Here is a 21,362-nt window from a genome sequence, read left to right as displayed (position 1 = left end):
GAAAAGGTAGCTTAATTTTAAGCTACCTTTTTTATGCTAAAAGCTTTTTGATTTCTGATAATTGACTTTCTTTTACAATATAAGTTTTACTTAATTTATTATTCATGTGCATGGTAAAGTTTGTTTCTTTATGTTCAATTCCTAAAATTTCATTTGGAGGCATTGGAATGAAATCATCAAAAACAGGATAGAAAATAACCAAACACAGAAAATTTCTCCAAAGGGATTTTAATATTTTAGGATAATTTCCATTGTCATCAATTACTTTCAGTTTTAATATTGTTTTTCCTAAAGTAGTTCCAAATAAAGTTTCTAAAATAGCTCCAAATAAAATTACAGACGGGATTGAAAATATTAATGAAAGAATCGCAGGTTGCTGAAAAAGAAAAAAGAAAATAAGAAAGAATGGCATCGCATCAATTATTTTTGCAAATATTCTTTGTTTTTCATTCCCTGAAAATTCGGCTTTGTAAGGTAAATCGTATTCAAAAACGTTGTAGATACGATTTCCCAACTTATCAAATGACTGAGTTGGTCTATGGATAGTTTTCTTTATTTTAAGTTCCGAAATTCTTTTCATCCGTAATAATCAAAATTAGATAGTTTTCATAAATTATAAATAGAATTGGAGCTAAGAATATTCAATTGTTATTAAATGTAAAATTCCAAATCCGAAAATTTTGAAACAGAAGGTTTGTATCCTGGAATATCCAGTGTTCCAAAACCATATTCACAGAAAATAAATGATAAATGGTTTGCTTTCGCAGAATCATAATCTGTTTGTGTATCGCCTATATATACTGAATCTTCAATTTTTAAATAATTTCTTTCCATAAGCAGTTTTATATTTTCGGCTTTCGGTTTTTTAGTTCGGCCATGAGATTCAATGTCTGTAAACAAATCATTAAATTGATAGTATTCTAAAAATGCTTCAATATATCCATCCTGACAATTGCTGACAATAAAAAGATTATGTGTTTTTTTCAAATTCGCAATAGTTTCTGCAACTCCTTCATAAAGAATACCGCCATGAGCGCGCAAAACCTTATTTTCCTTTTGTACAATTTCTAAAAGAATTTCCTGAATCTGTTGATCAGAAACACCGGGAATGATATCTTTTAAAATATCATCAAATAACAGCCCCATGTATTGATTCATATCTTCAGGCTTCAATTCTCTTTGTAGCAGTTGACGTTTTGTTAAAACCTCATTCCAAATTTTGATGATTGTCGCTCTGGGATCCCAAAGTGTTCCGTCTAGATCGAAAATTAAATTTTTTTTATTCAAAATGTATTGTTATTTAATTTATATTATTGAAGAATCTTTATAAAGCATGATTTACAATATCATACTCAGCTGAATTCTCTTTCTCGATTCATCCACTTCAGTCACTCTTACCTGAACATGTTGATGCAGTTTAACCACTTCATTTACATCAGAAACAAAACCTTCTTTCAATTGAGAGATATGAACGAGCCCACTTTCTTTAATTCCTAAATCTACAAAACATCCGAAAGCGGTAATATTGTTGACAATTCCGGGAAGAATCATTCCGATTTTTAAGTCGGTTATTTTTTTAACGCTGGGGTCAAACTCAAAAACTTTTGCAGCTTTTCTAGGGTCTAATCCTGGTTTTTCCAATTCTTTCAGAATATCTTTTATTCCTAAAATTCCAATGTCTTCAGTGGTGTATTTTTCGGGTTGAATTAAAGTGATTTTTTCTTTATTGGCAATCAATTCATTGGTTTTTATTCCTAAATCTTTTGCCATTTTTTCAATAATAGAATAAGCTTCAGGATGAACGGCCGAGTTGTCTAAAGGGTTTTCTCCATTGGTAATTCTAATGAAAGCTGCAGCCTGTTGAAAAGCTTTTTCGCCCAGCCTTGGAACTTTTTTTAGTTGTTTTCTGTTTTCAAAAGCACCATTTTCAGCACGGTAATTCACAATGTTTTCCGCCATCTTTCCGCCAATTCCCGAAACGTAGCTTAGGAGTGATTTACTTGCCGTATTCAAATTAATTCCGATAGAATTTACACATTTCATGACGGTAGAATCAAGCTCGTTTTTCAATTGAGTCTGGTCTACATCATGTTGATATTGCCCGACACCAATAGATTTAGCATCAATTTTTACCAATTCTGCCAACGGGTCAGAAAGTCTTCGTCCGATAGAAACGGTGCCACGAACGGTTACATCAAAACTCGGAAACTCATCTCTCGCAATTTTGCTTGCCGAATAAACAGAAGCTCCGGCTTCTGAAACCACAAAAACCTGTAACGGCTTATCGAAGGCTATTTTTTTAATGAAAAATTCAGTCTCGCGGCTAGCTGTTCCGTTTCCGATAGAAATTGCCTGGATATTATAAGCATTCACCATCGAACGGATTTTTTTCATCGCCATTCCGCTTTCGTTTTGTGGAGCATGAGGATAGATGGTTTCGTTGTGTAGTAAATCTCCTTTTTCATCTAGACAAACCACTTTACAGCCACTTTTGAAACCTGGGTCAATTGCTAAAATTCTTTTTTCACCTAAAGGCGGAGCTAATAAAAGCTGACTTAAATTTTCTGAGAATATTTCGATGGCCTTTTTATCTGCTCTTTCTTTCGCTTCTTGAAGGGTTTCGTTAGAAATTGTAGGCTCAAGAAGTCTTTTGTAAGAATCTTTAATGGCTAAAGCGATTTGTGTTGCACTATCATTTTTAGATTTAATAATTGCATTTTCAATAAAATCTAAGGCTTCATCTTTATCGATTCCGATATTTATTTTTACAAAGCCTTCAGTTTCCGCTCTCAACATTGCGAGAAGACGGTGAGAAGGAGTTCTGTTTAAACTTTCCTCCCATTCAAAATATTGCGAAAATTTTTGAGCCGCCTCATCATCTTTTTTAGCTTTTACTACTTTTGACGATACAACGGCTTTGCGCTGAAAAAGACGACGTAGATTTTTACGGACGTACATGTTTTCATTAATCCATTCTGCCATAATATCTCTTGCGCCCTGCAAAGCTTCTTCTTCAGAAGAAACTTGGTCGTTCAGATATTTTGAAGCTAAAAACTCTACATCTTGAGCGTTTTGGCTCATTATAATTTTAGCTAAAGGCTCCAAACCCTTTTCTTTGGCAGCGTCTGCTTTGGTTTTTCGACGTTTTTTGAAAGGTAAATACAAATCTTCCAACTCCTGAATATCAAAACTTTCTTCGATTCTTGTTTTTAATTCTGAGGAAAGCGCACCTTGTTCTTCTATAGATTTTAAAATACTTTCTTTACGCTTCGTAATGTCTTCAAACTGCTTGCTGAGTTTTGAAATTTGCTCAATTTGTACTTCGTCCAAATTTCCTGTTGCATCTTTTCGATATCTCGAGATAAAGGGAATTGTGCAGTCTTCAGATAATAGTTTTAAAGTAGCATTAATGCTTTTATCGGATATGTGGAGTGTGTTATGTATAAATTGAGTTACAATCATGCGGCTTTTTTAGAATGGCTAAAATACTGACTTTTTTAGAGGAATGAAATATGCGTGAATGACAATTTAAACTTTGTAAAATTTATTCCTCAAACATGTTTAATAAATCTAATAATGAAGTAAATATATTGATTTCTTTAAAAAGATAAATAATCTATGTTTTTAGTAGGATATACAATTGTTTTAGATAATTATGTTGTGGTGTAAATAAAAATACTATATTTGTGCACCATCACAAAATAATATGCCTATGAGGAAATTTTCTACTTCTTCTATTCCTTTTGTATTTACAAATTCAGATGTTTCTCTAATCCAAAAACATCTCATTTACTAATCCATATTCTATAATTATGAACAGATTTTTAACAATTCTGGGGCTTTTGCTGTGTTTTCAGCTCAAAGTCTACGCCCAGTGTACGGCAGTTCCCGTACCCTTTTTACAATCTTTTAGTACAGGAGCACTACCTGCTTGCTGGACGAGTCTAAACCCAACCACGACTTCTACGAACGCCAATGTCAAATGGAGATTTGCCGGAGCAGCAGGTTATGGCGCCACGGGAAATGGAGGGAAACCCGCAGGAACTTTTGCCTGGGTTGATGCAAGCGCACCATACGATAATGAGCACACGGTTGAACTCATCAGTCCGCAGATTAATCTTACAGGATTGACCAATCCCTATGTGAAATTTGAATGGTTTAAAAATCATCTTACTTCAGCAACAGGAACCGTTCCAGCTAGCGAGCATAATGAAATGAAGCTTGAAGTAAATAACGGAACCGGATGGGTTGAAATTTGGTCAGATAATAGTAATGCTATAGAATGGAGAACGGTAGGAGTTCCCCTTGCTGCAACGTATGTAGGCGCTACCGTTCAACTTAAATTTACAGTTGACAAAGATGTCGCTAACAACGGAAATTTTTATGATGATGTACTTTTAGATGAAGTTCAGGTGATACAGGCTCCAACATGTTTTGAACCTGTTATTGCATTAGCAACCAATATCACTCCCAATTCTGCAACCTTAAATTGGGCAGTGCCATTAGCTCCGGCTCCAGCTCCTGCAGGTGGATATGAGTATTATTACACGACTACAAATACCCCTCCAACGGCTGGAACAGTGGGAACTATTGTTTCAGGGACTTCTGCTATTATCACTCCTTTAACGCCAGGGTCTACTTATTATTGGTGGGTTCGTTCGGTATGTAGTGCTACGGACAAATCATTATGGGTAGAAGGAGAGCCTTTTACTCCAGGACAGATTGGAGGTGGAACGGCAACTCATGGATTTTTACCGATTTATTCTTGCTCTGGATTTAATTATTCTCAGCAAATTTACACAGCAACAGAAATTGCTGGTGCGGTGGGAACAAATAACATGATTACTTCGGTGAAGTTTTTTGTATCTAGTATTGCAGCTGCTCAGGCAAATTATAATCAATGGGTAGTGTATATGGGAAATACAGCACAAACTGATTTTGCGACCACTACAAGTTGGATTCCTGCCGGTACCATGACTCAGGTTTATACCGGGACACTCCCTGCAATGACTGCAGGAACTTGGATTAATATTCCTCTTGCAACGCCATTTCTTTGGGATGGAATAAGCAATGTTGTGGTTGCGGTAGATGAAAATATTGCAGGGACGTCTTGTACTGCTAACTGGGGAAGTTATTCTGCAGGAACAAATAGAGGTATGCTTTATTATAACGCGACTACCAATCCAAATCCGTTGAATCCTCCTACGGCAACAAGCAGATATGCTATTTTACCAAGACTACAGCTTACTGGTACTGTTTTGCCTCCATGTACGAATGTATCACCATCAAATATTGCAGTCAATAATATCACGGTTACTTCTGCTTCAGTATCTTGGGCTGCAACTCAAAATGCAACCTATGTTGTAAGATACAGAGTTTTACCATCTGGAGCGTGGCAAACGATTAATGTGATCGCACCATTTACGAATAATGCAGTACTTCCAGGACTTACTGAGCAGACTCAATATGAAGTGGAAATCGCTACTATTTGCGGTACTCAGGGAGCTTTTTCTACACCAGTTCCTTTTACCACACCGGCTCTTACTTATTGTAGCTCAGGAACTGCAACGGTTACCAATGGATATATCAATAATATTACAATGATAGGAACCAATGTTCCTACTACGACTAATAATTCAGGACCTACTACTTACACAGATTATTCTAATGACCCTTCTAAAACGATTACTTTATTAAGAAATTCGGTTAACAATACATTATCTGTTGGAAGAACCATTGCTTCAGGAACTTATACTACCTATGCATGGATTGATTTTAACGGCGACGGAATTTTTAATAATAATCCTGTAAGTACTGCGGGTGGAGAAAGAATTATGAATTTTGGGTATTCTAGTACAACACCTTTAACGGCTAATTTTAATGTACCGGCAAATGCGTATGTTGGCACGAGTAAAATTAAAATGCGTGTTATTGTATATATTAATACTCCTACAGACGCTTGTTCTGCTCTTACCAGCAACGGAGAAGTTGAAGATTACCAAATCAAATTTATCGACCTTCAGCCGTGTACTACGGCAGCTCCAACGAGTATGGCGGTAGGTAATCTTACACATACTTCAGCCTATGTATCTTGGATGCCTACGGCTAATGCAACGTATGTTATCCGATGGAGACAAGGAACTACTGGGGCATGGTTACCAAGTGCAGCGGGATTGACACTTCCAGCGGGTCAAAGTTTTCATACGATTACTAATCTGACGGAGCAAACTGCTTATCAGGTACAAGTAGCTACGATATGTGGTGGAAATCAAGGAGCATTCTCACCGTCACTTAATTTTACGACACCACCGGTTACTTATTGTAATATGAATGGAACGGGGATTAATGATTATATTTCTAATGTAAAAATGACTCCTGTGAATTTTCCAATAATGGAGAATATTTCACTTCAAACCAATTATATTAGCTATACAGCCCCTAACACTTTAATTAACTTGGAAATAGGTTCAGTTGGAAATCAAATTTCAGTATCAAAAGCTTGGGCAGGGACAACTTATGGTGATTCGGTACATGCTTGGATTGACTGGAATAGAGATGGTGTTTTTACAGACAGTGAAAAAATAATGAACACTCCTTCTAATACAACAACTCCTGTTACAGCAACATTTAATGTTCCGGCAACTGGAGTGTATACAGGAACGAATACCACGACAATGAGAGTGGTTCTGAAGAGAGGAAGTGCGCCAATAATGTGTCAGGATGCGGTGAATGGAGAAGTAGAAGACTATGCTGTAAAATTAAGACCTTGTAATAATGCTACACCGGGAATTCCAGCTTTTACTACAATAACGGATACTTCTGTTATTATTAATTGGATTCCAGCAGCCAATAACAATGCATTTGTTTTAGAATACAGACCAGTAACCAATCCTGTTTCTGCATGGACGACGATGAACCTTTCAGTTTTAGGAGGAAACCCGCCGGTAACTATTTCAGCACTAACTCCGGCTACACTTTATGAAGTTAAAGTTGCTGCAGTGTGTGGAAGTGGGGGAGCAGGTGCTTTTACTCCTGTACAGACATTTACAACAAAATGTGACCCAACACCACCGAATGTGGTAATATCTAATATTACATCAACTTCAGCATTGGTAACTTGGAACCCAATTGTTCCTAATGCCACCTATGTTTTAAGATGGAGAGAGGTAGGAACTACAGTTTGGAATACGCCAACATTACCACCTCCACCAGTAAATTCTTATATGATTCCAAACCTGGATTCCTATAAAACATATGAAGTACAGGTAGCGAGTATTTGTAACGGTCAAACAAACCCTAATCCTTGGGCAAATACACAGATATTTACAACGGTAAGAGTTTGTGAAGTACTTCCTCCAGGATTTACTATTACTCAGTTAACTCCTACAACTGCAGAAGTGGTTTGGAATGCTTACACGGGTACTGGAGCTACCAATAATTACATATTAAGATACAGAAAAATAGGAATACCAAGCTGGACAACTATTAATGTTAGTAATAATACCTATACAATAACAGGGTTATTAGAATTAACTAAATATGAAATGCAGGTAGCAAATGTTTGTAGTGGAGGACCTGGGAATTTCACCCCTCTTTATTATTTTACAACACCTACAGTAATTTACTGTCAGATGCATTCTACTAACGCTGCAACAGAATATATATCAAAAGTTACTGCTCAACCGAATGGTAAACCTCAAATGATTAATGTTTCAATAGGAACTACGTATTCTGATTTCACAGGAAATCCTACAAAATTCATTGAATTAATTCAAGGCTCGGTAGGAAATCAAATCACCATTGACAAAACTCAAGGAGCAGATTCAGGAGTTGCTGTTTGGATTGACTTCAACAGAAATGGAGAATTTGACCTTGATGAAAGAATTCTTGCTGACGGGCTTAATTCAAATTCTACGGCAAGTGCTACATTCAGTGTACCATCTGATGCATTCATTAGCATGACCAACGCTAAGTATGTTGTAATGAGAGTAGCTATGGCTAAAGGTGCTATACCTGTTAACTGTATCAGTTTCGATGATGGGGAAGTAGAAGATTATACGGTGAGAATATCAAAGTTACCAACTGCCAATTCTGTTAACCACACGGATATTTTGATTTATCCAAATCCTGTTAAATCAGTACTAAATGTTAAAAATATTAGTGCAAAAGCAAATTATAAAATTTATAATGCTGCGGGTAGATTAGTATCGAGTGGATTAATCGTTAATAATAAAATTGACGTAAGTGCTCTTATTAGCGGTGTTTATATCATTGATATTGATGACAAGAAAGGAAATGCACAGAGAAAATTCATTAAAGAAGATTAACTGTTTTAATTTCCATTGATAAACAATAAGCTCTCAATTCTGAGAGCTTATTTTGTTTTTATTATCTCTTGTTTTTTTCAAAATAGCGAAATCATAGATTCAGCGAAGTAAAATATCTATAAGTAAAAATGCCCTGCAGATGGGCGAGGTGCTAAATGTTGTAGCTCACAAATTTTATTGATTTCGTGAAACATTCAATAGGAACTTTTATAAATAAAGAAAGGCGAGTTGCCCCGCCTTGAATGTTTTAGCTCATTTTTTTATATTGATTTTTAAAGTATTCGTGAAACATTTGGGCATAAAAAAACCTCCTGATTATGGACAAGAGGTGACCCAAATGTTTTCACAACGGAATAATCCTTATTGTGAATTGCTTTCGGATACAAATCTAAAAATAATATTTTTAATCTGTTTACGGTTTTCCACATTTTTATAAATTTTATTATTGTTAATTTTAGAAAATTCATTTAAACTAATTGCTATGGCTAAAAATATACTCGGATTAGACTTGGGAGTTTCATCAATTGGATGGGCGTTGGTTCACGAAGACCTCGAAAATCCTCAGAATAATAAAATTATCAAATTAGGAGTTCGTGTCAATCCTTTAACTGTGGATGAACAGATTAATTTTGAGAAAGGAAAACCTATTACGACTAATGCAGGTAGAACGTTGGCACGTGGCGCAAGAAGAAATCTCCAAAGATTTAAATTAAGAAGAGTTAATTTAATTGATATTCTCAGCAAAAATAATATTCTTAAAGAAGCTGATTTACTGACTGAGGTTGGTAAAAACTCGACGTTTCAAACACAGGAAATAAGAGCAAAATCTGCTACAGAAAAGATTGAACTTTCTGAATTGGCAAGAGTGTTACTTTTAATCAATAAAAAAAGAGGCTATAAAAGCAGTCGTAAAGCCAAAAACGAAGATGAGGGGCAAATCATCGATGGGATGGCAGTAGCTAAAAAATTATATGAAAACAATCTGACTCCAGGAGAATATTCTTACCAGCTTTTAGCAGAAGTAAAGAAACAATTGCCTGATTTTTACCGTTCCGATTTACAATCTGAATTGGATAAAGTCTGGAATTTTCAAAAACAATATTCACCGGAAATATTTACGGATGAATTATATAAAGCATTGCAAGGGAAAAATAAAAATGCCACTTGGAAGACTTTAGAAATACCCTTTAAGCTTGTAGGTATAAAACAAATCGGAACGCAACAAGAAAAAAAGATTGAAAAGTATCTTTGGAGAAGTGAAGCTGTAAAAAAACAATTAGATTTTGAAAGTTTGGCTGTAGTATTTCAGGAGATTAACAGTAATCTGAATAACTCTAGCGGTTATCTTGGCGCTATTAGTGATAGAAGCAAAGAGCTGTATTTCAATAATCAAACAGTTGGCGAATATTTGTTTCAACAACTAAAAGCAAATTCTCATACGAAGCTAAAAAATCAAGTTTTTTACAGACAGGATTACTTAGATGAATTTGAAAAGATATGGGAAACGCAAGCGCAATATCATCCGGAACTAACCAAAAAACTAAAAGATGAAGTTCGGGATGTCGTTATTTTTTATCAGAGAAAACTGAAATCTCAAAAAGGATTAATCAGCATTTGTGAGTTCGAAAACAGAGAGATTGAAATAAAAGATGTTTCGACAGGCTCAACAGGAAAAATTAAAAAGAAAACAGTCGGTTTAAAAGTAGCACCTAAGTCTTCTCCATTGTTTCAAGAGTTTAAAATCTGGCAGGTTCTGAATAATTTGGAGTTTCAAAATATTGAGACAAAGGAGTTATTTCCTTTGGAATTAGAACATAAAGAAACTTTTTTCAATAATTTAAATATAAAAGGAAATCTTTCTGCTAAAGAATTGATTGACTTGTTGGGGTATACTTCCAAAGAATGGAAATGTAATTTTAAAGATGTTGAAGGCAACAGAACCAATGAAAATCTTTACAATGCTTACCTGAAAATTATAACGAATGAAGATGTAGAATTTCCGAAAGAATTCAAAGTCAATACAGATGATGAGATTAAAATTTCGAAAATTAATGCTTCTGCAGATAAAATAAAGGAGTTTGTACGAAAAAGTTTTTCAGATTTAGGTATCAATACTTCTATTTTAGATTTTAATCCAGAATTGGATGGAAAAGATTTTGAAAAACAAGAAGCTTACCAACTTTGGCATTTGTTGTACTCCTACGAAGGTGATGATTCTGCTTCTGGAAACGAAAAATTGTATGAACTTTTGGAGAAGAAATTTGGTTTCAAAAAAGAACATTCTAAGGTTTTATCTGAAATTGGTTTTTCTCCAGATTATGGAAGTTTGAGCTCTAAGGCAATGCGAAAGATATTTACGTACATCAAAGAGCATAAATACAGCGATGCGTGTTTTCACGCAGGATATAACCATTCTAAAAATTCCTTAACCAAAGAGCAATTAGAAAGTAGAGTGTTGAAAGAAACTTTAGATATTTTACCTAAAAACTCTTTGCGAAATCCTGTGGTTGAAAAGATTCTGAATCAAATGATAAATTTGGTCAATGAAATCATTAATGAATACGGAAAGCCTACGGAAATTAGAATAGAGCTAGCAAGGGAACTTAAAAAAAATGCTGAAGAAAGAGCAAATATGACTTCCGATATTAGCAAAGCAACTTTGCTTCATCAAAAATATGCAGAAGTTTTACAGAAAGAATTCGGGATAAAAGTACCTTCAAGAAATGATATCATCAGATATAAATTGTATTTGGAATTGGCAAATAATGGATATAAAGACCTTTATACCAATGAAAAAATAGAAAGAGAAAATATTTTTACTGATAAATATGACATCGACCATATTATTCCACAATCTCGATTTTTCGATGATAGTTTTTCCAATAAAGTTTTAGTTCCAAGAGGCGCCAATCTTAAAAAAAGCAATTTTACGGCGTTTGATTATCTTGAAATTGAAGGAAAAGATAGATTGGAGAAATTTCTTAATACCATCAAGGATTTATTTGATAAAGGAGCAATCAGTAAAGCTAAATTTGAAAAACTTCAGAAAAAAGGAAGTGATATTGGCGAAGGTTTCATTGAAAGAGATTTGCGTGACACCCAATATATTGCCAAAAAAGCAAAAGAAATTTTGTTTGAAATTACCAATTCTGTTGTCTCCACATCCGGAAGAATTACAGATAAGTTGCGTGAAGACTGGAATCTTGTCAATACGATGAAAGAACTTAATCTGGAAAAATATCGAAAATTAGGTTTAACGGAAATTGTTATTAATTCTAAAGGAGTAGAAAAGGAACGTATTACAGATTGGACTAAAAGAAATGACCATCGTCATCACGCTATGGATGCGCTTACAGTAGCGTTTACGACGCATAATCATATTCAGTATTTGAACCATCTTAATGCCAGAAAAGATGAGAAACACAATCAGCATGTCGTTATTTCAAATATCGAAAATCTGATTACAAAAGTATTTGAAAAGAAAAATGGTTCTAAGGAACGAAGATTTGTAGAACCTATCAAGAACTTTAGAGTTGAAGCTAAAAAGCACTTGGATGAAGTCTTGATATCTCATAAAACTAAAAATAAAGTTGTTACCAAAAACATCAATAAGACTAAGAAAAAAGGAGGATTGATTTCTAAAGTTACCTTGACACCAAGAGGACAATTGCATAAAGAAACCATCTACGGAAGCGCGAAATTTCTTAAAACAAAAGAAGAAAAGGTATCTGGAAAGTTTGATGTGAAAATGATTAATAAAGTCCAAAATAAAATCTACCGTGAAGCTTTATTAAAAAGACTTGAGGAAAATGGGAATGATGCTAAAAAAGCATTTACCGGTAAAAATAGCTTAGCAAAGAATCCAATTTATCTGAACGAAGAAAAAACCGATCAAGTTCCTGAAAGCCTTGTTTTAGCTTGGTACGAAACAGGCTACACCATTAGAAAAGCAGTGAATGCGGATAACTTTAAAGACTTTAAAAATCTTGATAAAATTATTGATAAAGGTGTAAAAGAAATATTGAGAAACCGCTTGAGCGAATTCGACGGCAATGCAAAAGAAGCTTTTTCTGATTTAGAAAAAAATCCGATTTGGCTAAATGAATCCAAGGGAATTGCGATAAAAACAGTTACCATAACAGGAATTAGTAATGCAGAAACTTTACATTACAAGAAAGACAATTTTGGAAATGAAATTCTTGACGACAATGGAAATAAAATACCTGTAGATTTTGTAAGTACCGGGAACAATCATCATGTTGCCATCTATGAAGATGAAGCTGGAAACTTGCAAGAAAGAGTAGTCAGTTTCTATGAAGCTGTGGAAAGAGTTAATCAAGGGCTTTCTATTATTGATAAAGAATATAATTCTAGTTTAGGATGGAAGTTTTTGTTTACAATGAAACAAAATGAGATGTTTTTATTTCCTTCCGAAGATTTCAATCCAAAAGAAACCGATTTGTTGGATGAAAAGAATTTGAGCTTGATTTCTAAAAATATGTTTAGAGTACAAACAATATCAGTTGTACAATATGGAAATGCTGTAATTAGAGATTTCAAATTTAGGCATCATTTAGAAACAACGGTTAATGATAATAAAGAATTGCAAGGAGTAACTTACAATCAAATTAAAAGTTTACTTCCACTACGAGATATATTAAAAATTAGGCTCAATAATCTTGGTAAAATAGTTCAAGTAGGCGAATATTAAAACTGAAAATTATGATTACCCGCTCCATCTACATCGGCAATCCCACGCATCTGAAGCTCAAAGACAATCAGATGAAGATTCTGTGTCCGGAAACAAAAACCGAAAAGGGGAGTGTTCCTGTCGAAGATTTGGGGTTGCTGATGTTAGATCATTTTCAGATTACGATTTCGCATCAGTTGATTCAGAAAATGATGGGCAATAATGTGGTGGTGGTGAGTTGCGACGCTCATCATTTACCCCACGGCATCATGTTACCACTTTACGGACATACCGAACATTCAGATAGATTAAAAGACCAATTGGAAGCAAGTGAACCTTTAAAAAAACAACTATGGAAGCAAACGGTAGAATGCAAAATTGAAAATCAAAAAGAAGTTCTCCGTCGGTTAGGGAACTATTACGAACCGATGATTGACTATCAAACCAACGTGAAAAGCGGCGATATTACCAATATGGAAGGCATTGCGGCACAACATTATTGGAAATACCTCATCAGTCTCGATTTCCTGAGACAGCGTTACGGAGATTCGCCCAATCAGTTCTTCAATTTTGGATATGCCGTTTTAAGGAGCATTGTCGCGAGGGCAATCGTTGAAACTGGCTTGCTTCCGGTTCTCGGGATTTTCCACAAAAACAAATATAATCCGTATTGTCTTGCCGATGATTTGATGGAACCATACCGCCCGTTTGTCGATTTATTGGTCATGGATTGGCTGACGAAAAATTCCGAAACAGAAGAATTGACCAAAGAATTCAAAGCACATATCTTAAAAATAGCAACCAAAGATGTGCAGATTGACACAAAAACAAGACCCTTGTTGGTGGCCGTTAAAACCACTGTTTCTTCGCTTTACAAATGTTACACGGGAGAAAAGCGACAGATTTCTTATCCCGAATTGATGTAATTTTATTGAACCGCTAAGTTTGGTTTGGGCAGCTTAATCCGTCTTCCGCTCCCAATCTTTTTTTTGCCGAGGCTTTTTCCTTCGCAAAAAAAAAGGATTTCCGCTCAAGCCGGGCTGCAACTCCAGCAAAATTAGAAGATGAGTACCAAAAAATAATATTTCAGCAAAATATGAATTCCGAAAGGTTTAACGCTTACCGAATTATGTGGGTTTTAGTGCTATACGATTTACCAACCGAAACGAAAACCAATATGAAAGACGCCAACCGCTTTCGTAAAGGTTTGCTTGATGATGGGTTTACCCTTTTTCAGTTCTCGATGTATGTTCGCCACTGCCCAAGTCGTGAAAACGCTGAGGTACACATCAAACGAACAAAGTTTAATCTTCCAAAAGCAGGAAAAGTAGCCATCATGTGCATTACCGATAAGCAATTTGGAGACATAGAAATATTTTTTGCCAGAAACAAAGAAGAGCCACCTCCGACCTTCCAGCAACTCGAATTATTCTAAATTCCAAATCCTAAAAAACAACAAAACCCATTGAAAAACAATGGGTTAAATTTTGAGGTTGTGTTATATCTCAAAGATACTCAAAAATGAAAGCAATTCACAACTAAAACCACCGTGTAAATATACCGTAGACGGTTGTGTTATATCTCAAAGATACTCAAAAATGAAAGCAATTCACAACCTTCCAAATAAACGGGAATTCAAATTTTAAGTTGTGTTATATCTCAAAGATACTCAAAAATGAAAGCAATTCACAACCGGCGAAGTCTTTTGATGCAGCTTGTTCGAGTTGTGTTATATCTCAAAGATACTCAAAAATGAAAGCAATTCACAACACTCTGGCCAAAGCTTTCCAGATGAAAATTGTTGTGTTATATCTCAAAGATACTCAAAAATGAAAGCAATTCACAACGGGTAGATTATGCAAATAGCTTAAGCGCTAGTTGTGTTATATCTCAAAGATACTCAAAAATGAAAGCAATTCACAACCAATAAAGCTATTTCAGATTGAATGGTTTTGTTGTGTTATATCTCAAAGATACTCAAAAATGAAAGCAATTCACAACGCATTGGTAATTCTTGTCTATTTTCTCACTGTTGTGTTATATCTCAAAGATACTCAAAAATGAAAGCAATTCACAACAACGTAGCCAACGAAGTCTATTCCTCTTTTGTTGTGTTATATCTCAAAGATACTCAAAAATGAAAGCAATTCACAACCTTTTGGGCTATGTTTTATCAGTCAACTGGGTTGTGTTATATCTCAAAGATACTCAAAAATGAAAGCAATTCACAACTACTTAATCAATCAAACGTAAATCTCTACAGTTGTGTTATATCTCAAAGATACTCAAAAATGAAAGCAATTCACAACTTATTAGTTTTTGTTAGAGAAAAAAAGCTCGTTGTGTTATATCTCAAAGATACTCAAAAATGAAAGCAATTCACAACGCAATCCAATTTACATTCCAGACCCGTATGGTTGTGTTATATCTCAAAGATACTCAAAAATGAAAGCAATTCACAACAAGTAAGAATCTTCAATCTCTTTAGTTACCGTTGTGTTATATCTCAAAGATACTCAAAAATGAAAGCAATTCACAACACTCAAGACTGGCGAAATTGGTTGACTAATGTTGTGTTATATCTCAAAGATACTCAAAAATGAAAGCAATTCACAACACGGAGTAAACGGAACGGAACAAATCAAATGTTGTGTTATATCTCAAAGATACTCAAAAATGAAAGCAATTCACAACAAAAAAGCAATGGCAGAAAGTGGAAGCTCAGTTGTGTTATATCTCAAAGATACTCAAAAATGAAAGCAATTCACAACTTCCCGTTAATGGCTTTTCACAAGAATCGGGTTGTGTTATATCTCAAAGATACTCAAAAATGAAAGCAATTCACAACCTCCAACGTCTGAAGCACCTAATCCCCTAGGTTGTGTTATATCTCAAAGATACTCAAAAATGAAAGCAATTCACAACAGAAACAACAACTTCAATTTTTTGTTTGATGTTGTGTTATATCTCAAAGATACTCAAAAATGAAAGCAATTCACAACAAACTCTTATCAGATCCAATTTCAAAAAAGGTTGTGTTATATCTCAAAGATACTCAAAAATGAAAGCAATTCACAACAGACTCCTTTTTTAATTCCTTTTCATGAGTGTTGTGTTATATCTCAAAGATACTCAAAAATGAAAGCAATTCACAACTACAAGTTTAATATATGCTAATGCGAAATTGTTGTGTTATATCTCAAAGATACTCAAAAATGAAAGCAATTCACAACGTTAGTCATTAACACGTTGAATGAAGATCTGTTGTGTTATATCTCAAAGATACTCAAAAATGAAAGCAATTCACAACCGGGTACGCCCACTCCAAAAAAAGCTAATGGTTGTGTTATATCTCAAAGATACTCAAAAATGAAAGCAATTCACAACTATCGTATTTAGCGTAGATATAATTTAAGTGTTGTGTTATATCTCAAAGATACTCAAAAATGAAAGCAATTCACAACTCAATTTGAAATTAACCGTGGTGACCTTAAGTTGTGTTATATCTCAAAGATACTCAAAAATGAAAGCAATTCACAACAATTGGTATCGCAAACTTTTCGCCTTTTTTGTTGTGTTATATCTCAAAGATACTCAAAAATGAAAGCAATTCACAACCAATTATAGATGCGAGAATTTGGGAGCTGAGTTGTGTTATATCTCAAAGATACTCAAAAATGAAAGCAATTCACAACAAATCAGATAAGCATCGATTCAGGTTTAGAGTTGTGTTATATCTCAAAGATACTCAAAAATGAAAGCAATTCACAACAATTATGGCAAAGCAAACATCTGAAAAAATGTTGTGTTATATCTCAAAGATACTCAAAAATGAAAGCAATTCACAACGGCAGAGCTTCCTTTAGAAAGTTTTGATGTGTTGTGTTATATCTCAAAGATACTCAAAAATGAAAGCAATTCACAACTCACCAAATGTTTTATCGGCTGATTTTCTTGTTGTGTTATATCTCAAAGATACTCAAAAATGAAAGCAATTCACAACCAAACGAGTAATTGCAGCGGTATTCGGAATGTTGTGTTATATCTCAAAGATACTCAAAAATGAAAGCAATTCACAACTTATGTACAAAATTTTAGAACAAATTAAAGGTTGTGTTATATCTCAAAGATACTCAAAAATGAAAGCAATTCACAACCTTTAGAGATTGTCTTCTCTTTAAGAGTGGTTGTGTTATATCTCAAAGATACTCAAAAATGAAAGCAATTCACAACATCATACGGAGGGGGAAGATACGAGGAAACGTTGTGTTATATCTCAAAGATACTCAAAAATGAAAGCAATTCACAACTCGTACACTTGTAACGTACTCCCCAAGATAGTTGTGTTATATCTCAAAGATACTCAAAAATGAAAGCAATTCACAACACTATCATGTACAGAAACAAAAAACGCTCAGTTGTGTTATATCTCAAAGATACTCAAAAATGAAAGCAATTCACAACACATATGGAGGCGAGAAAAACATATATAAGGTTGTGTTATATCTCAAAGATACTCAAAAATGAAAGCAATTCACAACAATGGCGTGTCTATTATGACTTCAGTCGTAGTTGTGTTATATCTCAAAGATACTCAAAAATGAAAGCAATTCACAACTCACATTGGCGGATATGCTAAATTGCCAAAGTTGTGTTATATCTCAAAGATACTCAAAAATGAAAGCAATTCACAACACACCGATTGTAATGACAATATAGGTTCCGGTTGTGTTATATCTCAAAGATACTCAAAAATGAAAGCAATTCACAACATAAGAAATATTTTAATCTTAAATTTCCGGGTTGTGTTATATCTCAAAGATACTCAAAAATTAATGCCATAAGAATATCAAAGTTTCATTTTAAAATATCAGTTTAAAAACTCAGAGGTGTTGATTCTTACGCAGTACTCACTTCCAAGATAGAGAGGATTACCGTGTTTCTCAGACCAGAAGCCATCCAAAATGTTTTTATTGATACAATGATAAACAGCAACACCTTTATAAATTATTTCGTCTTCACTTTCGTAATTAAAATTGATAACTAAAATTTCATCTTTATAAAAACCTTTTCCATTCTGAATATGGTCATCAATCATCCATTGAGCAACGATTCTGTTGTTTTCATCCAGAGAGAGGGTGAGAATTCCTTGGTAGGTAATTTCATTGCTTTCTACTTGATTGCTTCCCTGAATAGAATAGCTTCCTGCCAAATCATGTATCGTCATTAATTTTGTTGTTTGAGTATTGCAAAAATAGAAAAACCTTTGCAATCTTTAGGAAATGGAAGTTCTTGTGCGAATTCATGTATCTTTAACGAACATTATAAACCAATGATTTTTTATATACTGACTGCTATCAATCTTTTGACTTTTTTTTTGTTTTTTGCAGATAAACGAAAGGCAGTAAAGCATCGAAGAAGAATTTCTGAAAATACACTCCTTATGCTAAGTTTTTTCGGAGGTAGCGTAGGCGCTGTAATAGGAATGTTGATTTTCAGACATAAAATTTCTAAAAAAACATTTTTGATAAAGTTTTTTGGAGTACTTGCACTTCAAACCATATTGATGGTCATTTTCTATCAAAAGTTTAAATAATAAATATGTTAAATAGAAAGCTTAGATAAGTTTAATTTAATCATAAAAAAGTTCCCAAAATAATTTCAGGAACCGTATGTTTAAATCTTTTTAACTTAAAAATTGCTAAGGCAATAGCTTTTCATAGTAAACAGGAGTGTATTTTTCTGCATCAAATCCCATAATCAGAAAACGGAATTTTTTTGCAGTATCATTATTGTAAAAATCAACCTTGGCAGGAGTATCCGAATCTATTTCCATATTGGGATTCCAGTAGAGCACAGGTCGGTAGTCATTGCTTATTTTAGATAATTCAGAATTTCCGTAATCAGAATCGGGGTATTCTTCAGATTGATTATAACCTTCCATCACAAAAAAGTTAAGATTAACCATTTCTGAAAGCGAGTTTGCTTTGGTTACAGGCTTTGTATCTCCTCTTTTAGTATAAATTAGTACACCTCCGCCGCCGCCGCCGCTCATACCAATTGCACCGTCTTTAATAATTTTTACCATAGCAATGTTATCTGAAGATAAGCCAGTAAGGGTGCTTGCATCAGTTAGCATTTCATCCAAATAAACATTCGCTTTTGCCTGACGGATATATGGGGTAGGAATTCCATTTTCGTAATTAATTGTTAATCCGGCAGCGCGACCTTGTAGCCATTGTAATATATTTTGTGAACTCAGCGACTGATTTTCATTGACAAAATCAAAAACGGTCTCACTCATGCTTCTGTAAAGCGCGCTACTAAGTTTGTTGTTAAGTTCAGTCGTAAGATTTTTCTTTTTAGCTTTTAATTTTACTTCTTCAATGGTGATTATTTTTTCATCATACTCTTTTTTTGCTTTTTGAGATGCTACTATTTTAGTAATTTCTACAGGTTGTGATAAATCTGATGCCCTGTCTACCAATTGATATCCTTCGATTGACGGTAATTCCTTTTTCAATGGAATAAAGGTATTGGCAGGATTTACATAAACATTGGTTCGGCTTTTCATAGCCGCATTAGCTCCATTAAGTTGGTAAGTTACTTTAATGGGTTTTTCGAAAAGCATATTATCGAAGAAAAATTCTCCGTTACTGTCTGTCTCAACCTGAAAAACTTCACTTTCCGATTTGCCTCCTTCTATAAACATAATTAGATTTTGCTGAGGTGCAGGCTTTGCATTAAAGGTTACTCTTCCTTTATATGAAATGTATTTAGAAGGATTATTGATAATAGTAGGGTAATTTTCCGCTATTATTTCTTTCCAGTTGAAAGATTTCCATTGTTCTGAAATCAATAGAGCATCAAGTGCTTCCGTATTTCTTTTTTCTGTAAAATATTGTGCAGGTCTGTCGATTTTAGACTTGATAACACTGGTAAGCCATAGTGAGCTTAAAAGATTTTCATCCTGCAACGATTTTTTAAACTCAGGGTCAAATACAGTTACAGAGTAATTGATAATATCTTTAAGAGGCTTAATTTCTAATGAATTTAACGCTCTTTTTTCTGCACTGATTACTTCAGGCTTTACTTCAGGAGCTACCATGTTTAGATGCTGAGGCATTATAAAACACATTCTGCTTACCAATACATTTTCTTTATCATCAAATACCGTAAGTTGTAAAACACCGTTGATAAGCTGATTGGTTGGTATTGCCTGAAATGAATCTTTTAACTGATTAACTTTCGCTTTGTAAACCAACTGGTCACCAATACTGCCAATAACAGTGTAGTAGGGGATGTTTTCTCCGGAGTTTTTTATTCTGTATTTAATATTATCTTTTTCACTGATAACCTGCAGACTTACTCCCTTTTCTAAAGCTTTCGGAAGTACTACAGATTTCTGTAAGCCGTTATTATCTGTAATTACTGCTTCGTAAATTTTATCTTTTTCAGGGCTTAATGAGAAAACACCAACATTTTCGTCTAGTCCTTTAAAAGTTGCAATTTTCTTTTCAGGATGGTCTTTTTCAATTACATAGCCTTCCCATTGAGAGGGTGGAGTTCCTATATTATGAAGACGTACAGTAATTTTAGACTGATTTCCTACAATAAAAGTATTTCCTTCCGGATGCACGGTTGCAGACCAAGAAGAAGATTTCTCTGCAACTAATTTTTTAGGCGACGAAGGATTGTAGATAGGTATTTGCTTTAAATACTGGAAATCTTCACTCAGATTACTCATCATCGGAGTATAAGCTCTTACAAAATAAATATCTTCACTCAAACTTTCGGGAATCTGAAAACTTCCTTGAACAACTCCGTTAAAAATTGGGAATCGTTTTCTCAGAATCTGCTTTTTATTTTTATCATAAAGTTCAATAAAAAAGTTGGTTGAAAGCTCTGATATGGTAAAGTTTCTGAAAACCATCGCATTAAACCATAATGTCTCACCAGAAAGATACAAGTCTTTATCCGTAAGGATGTAAATATTTTCCTGTGGAAGATTTTCGTTAATATATTGAAGCGCCTTATCGGCAGATTGTTGTGAATGGATGTGGCTGAAAGATGCCAAAACAAAACAGAATGTAATTATTCTTTTCATGTTCTACTACATTAATATTATGCAAATTAAGTAAAAACTGTTTATAGGATAAAATATTTAATATACTTTATGATTTAATAATTTATCAGAGATGTTTTCAAGTAATTTTATAATTGACAAAATTATTTATATAGAATGTTTTAGCTTATTAAATATGATTTAATCCTTGTTTTTTAACTGTTTTAAAAATATTTAATCTCATACTTTGTTGTACCGTAGGCTGTTGTCAATTGATGAA

The 21,362-nt window shown here is 34.1% G+C and carries 10 protein-coding genes and 1 CRISPR repeat array; of the genes, 5 read left to right on the top strand and 5 right to left on the bottom strand.

Annotated elements, in window-relative coordinates; translation table 11 throughout:
* Window positions 1-31: 31 nt before the first annotated feature.
* The 3 genes from LO744_RS12875 to LO744_RS12865 all read right to left on the bottom strand — a co-directional run bounded on the left by LO744_RS12875 (window position 32) and on the right by LO744_RS12865 (window position 3,462).
* The gene (locus tag LO744_RS12875; RefSeq protein ID WP_230669829.1) at window positions 32-580 is read right to left on the bottom strand and encodes an RDD family protein; all 549 of its coding nucleotides are present in this window, start codon (window positions 578-580) and stop codon (window positions 32-34) included.
* Between the two features lie 71 nt (window positions 581-651).
* Window positions 652-1,287 (bottom strand): HAD family hydrolase, encoded by a 636-nt coding sequence (locus tag LO744_RS12870; protein ID WP_230669827.1) that lies wholly within the window; start codon window positions 1,285-1,287, stop codon window positions 652-654.
* A gap of 51 nt (window positions 1,288-1,338) precedes the next feature.
* Window positions 1,339-3,462, bottom strand: a complete 2,124-nt coding sequence (locus LO744_RS12865) for a Tex family protein (RefSeq protein WP_230669825.1) — start codon at window positions 3,460-3,462, stop codon at window positions 1,339-1,341.
* A 350-nt stretch (window positions 3,463-3,812) separates the two neighbouring features.
* On the opposite strand from LO744_RS12865, the gene LO744_RS12860 reads away from it, so the two are divergent.
* The 4 genes from LO744_RS12860 to cas2 all read left to right on the top strand — a co-directional run bounded on the left by LO744_RS12860 (window position 3,813) and on the right by cas2 (window position 14,452).
* Window positions 3,813-8,327, top strand: coding sequence for a fibronectin type III domain-containing protein (locus LO744_RS12860; protein ID WP_230669823.1), 4,515 nt, complete (start codon window positions 3,813-3,815; stop codon window positions 8,325-8,327).
* Window positions 8,328-8,808: 481 nt separating this feature from the next.
* Entirely contained in the window at window positions 8,809-13,038 is a 4,230-nt protein-coding gene (gene cas9 / locus LO744_RS12855) for a type II CRISPR RNA-guided endonuclease Cas9 (protein ID WP_230669821.1), read from the top strand.
* 11 nt (window positions 13,039-13,049) lie between these two features.
* Window positions 13,050-13,943, top strand: a complete 894-nt coding sequence (gene cas1, locus LO744_RS12850; RefSeq protein WP_230669819.1) for a type II CRISPR-associated endonuclease Cas1 — start codon at window positions 13,050-13,052, stop codon at window positions 13,941-13,943.
* A 170-nt stretch (window positions 13,944-14,113) separates the two neighbouring features.
* On the top strand, window positions 14,114-14,452 hold the full coding sequence (gene cas2, locus LO744_RS12845) for a CRISPR-associated endonuclease Cas2 (protein ID WP_230669817.1): 339 nt from the start codon (window positions 14,114-14,116) through the stop codon (window positions 14,450-14,452).
* Between the two features lie 57 nt (window positions 14,453-14,509).
* Window positions 14,510-17,866: a CRISPR direct-repeat array (repeat unit 47 nt; unit sequence GTTGTGTTATATCTCAAAGATACTCAAAAATGAAAGCAATTCACAAC).
* A gap of 21 nt (window positions 17,867-17,887) precedes the next feature.
* Here the strand turns inward: cas2 and LO744_RS12840 are convergent.
* Window positions 17,888-18,244, bottom strand: coding sequence for a hypothetical protein (locus LO744_RS12840; protein ID WP_230669815.1), 357 nt, complete (start codon window positions 18,242-18,244; stop codon window positions 17,888-17,890).
* A 12-nt stretch (window positions 18,245-18,256) separates the two neighbouring features.
* Here LO744_RS12840 and LO744_RS12835 point away from each other — a divergent pair, with 12 nt between their 5' ends.
* Window positions 18,257-18,613 carry a DUF1294 domain-containing protein gene (locus LO744_RS12835; RefSeq protein WP_230669813.1) on the top strand — a complete coding sequence of 119 codons (357 nt, stop codon included), beginning with the start codon at window positions 18,257-18,259 and terminating at the stop codon, window positions 18,611-18,613.
* Window positions 18,614-18,718: 105 nt separating this feature from the next.
* Here the strand turns inward: LO744_RS12835 and LO744_RS12830 are convergent, their stop codons facing one another.
* A complete protein-coding gene (locus LO744_RS12830) occupies window positions 18,719-21,124 on the bottom strand; it encodes a hypothetical protein (protein ID WP_230669811.1) in 2,406 nt (801 codons plus the stop codon).
* Window positions 21,125-21,362: the final 238 nt, after the last annotated feature.

The organism is Chryseobacterium turcicum (assembly GCF_021010565.1).
In the GTDB taxonomy this organism is placed as follows: domain Bacteria; phylum Bacteroidota; class Bacteroidia; order Flavobacteriales; family Weeksellaceae; genus Chryseobacterium; species Chryseobacterium turcicum.
This window is presented reverse-complemented; position numbering and strand designations above follow the sequence as displayed.

Coding starts and splice junctions, on each gene's coding strand:
- LO744_RS12840 (WP_230669815.1), bottom strand. CDS start 18,244: ATGACGATACATGATTTGGCAGGAAGCTATTCTATTCAGGGAAGCAAT.
- cas9 (WP_230669821.1), top strand. CDS start 8,809: ATGGCTAAAAATATACTCGGATTAGACTTGGGAGTTTCATCAATTGGA.
- cas1 (WP_230669819.1), top strand. CDS start 13,050: ATGATTACCCGCTCCATCTACATCGGCAATCCCACGCATCTGAAGCTC.
- LO744_RS12865 (WP_230669825.1), bottom strand. CDS start 3,462: ATGATTGTAACTCAATTTATACATAACACACTCCACATATCCGATAAA.
- LO744_RS12830 (WP_230669811.1), bottom strand. CDS start 21,124: ATGAAAAGAATAATTACATTCTGTTTTGTTTTGGCATCTTTCAGCCAC.
- LO744_RS12860 (WP_230669823.1), top strand. CDS start 3,813: ATGAACAGATTTTTAACAATTCTGGGGCTTTTGCTGTGTTTTCAGCTC.
- cas2 (WP_230669817.1), top strand. CDS start 14,114: ATGAATTCCGAAAGGTTTAACGCTTACCGAATTATGTGGGTTTTAGTG.
- LO744_RS12875 (WP_230669829.1), bottom strand. CDS start 580: ATGAAAAGAATTTCGGAACTTAAAATAAAGAAAACTATCCATAGACCA.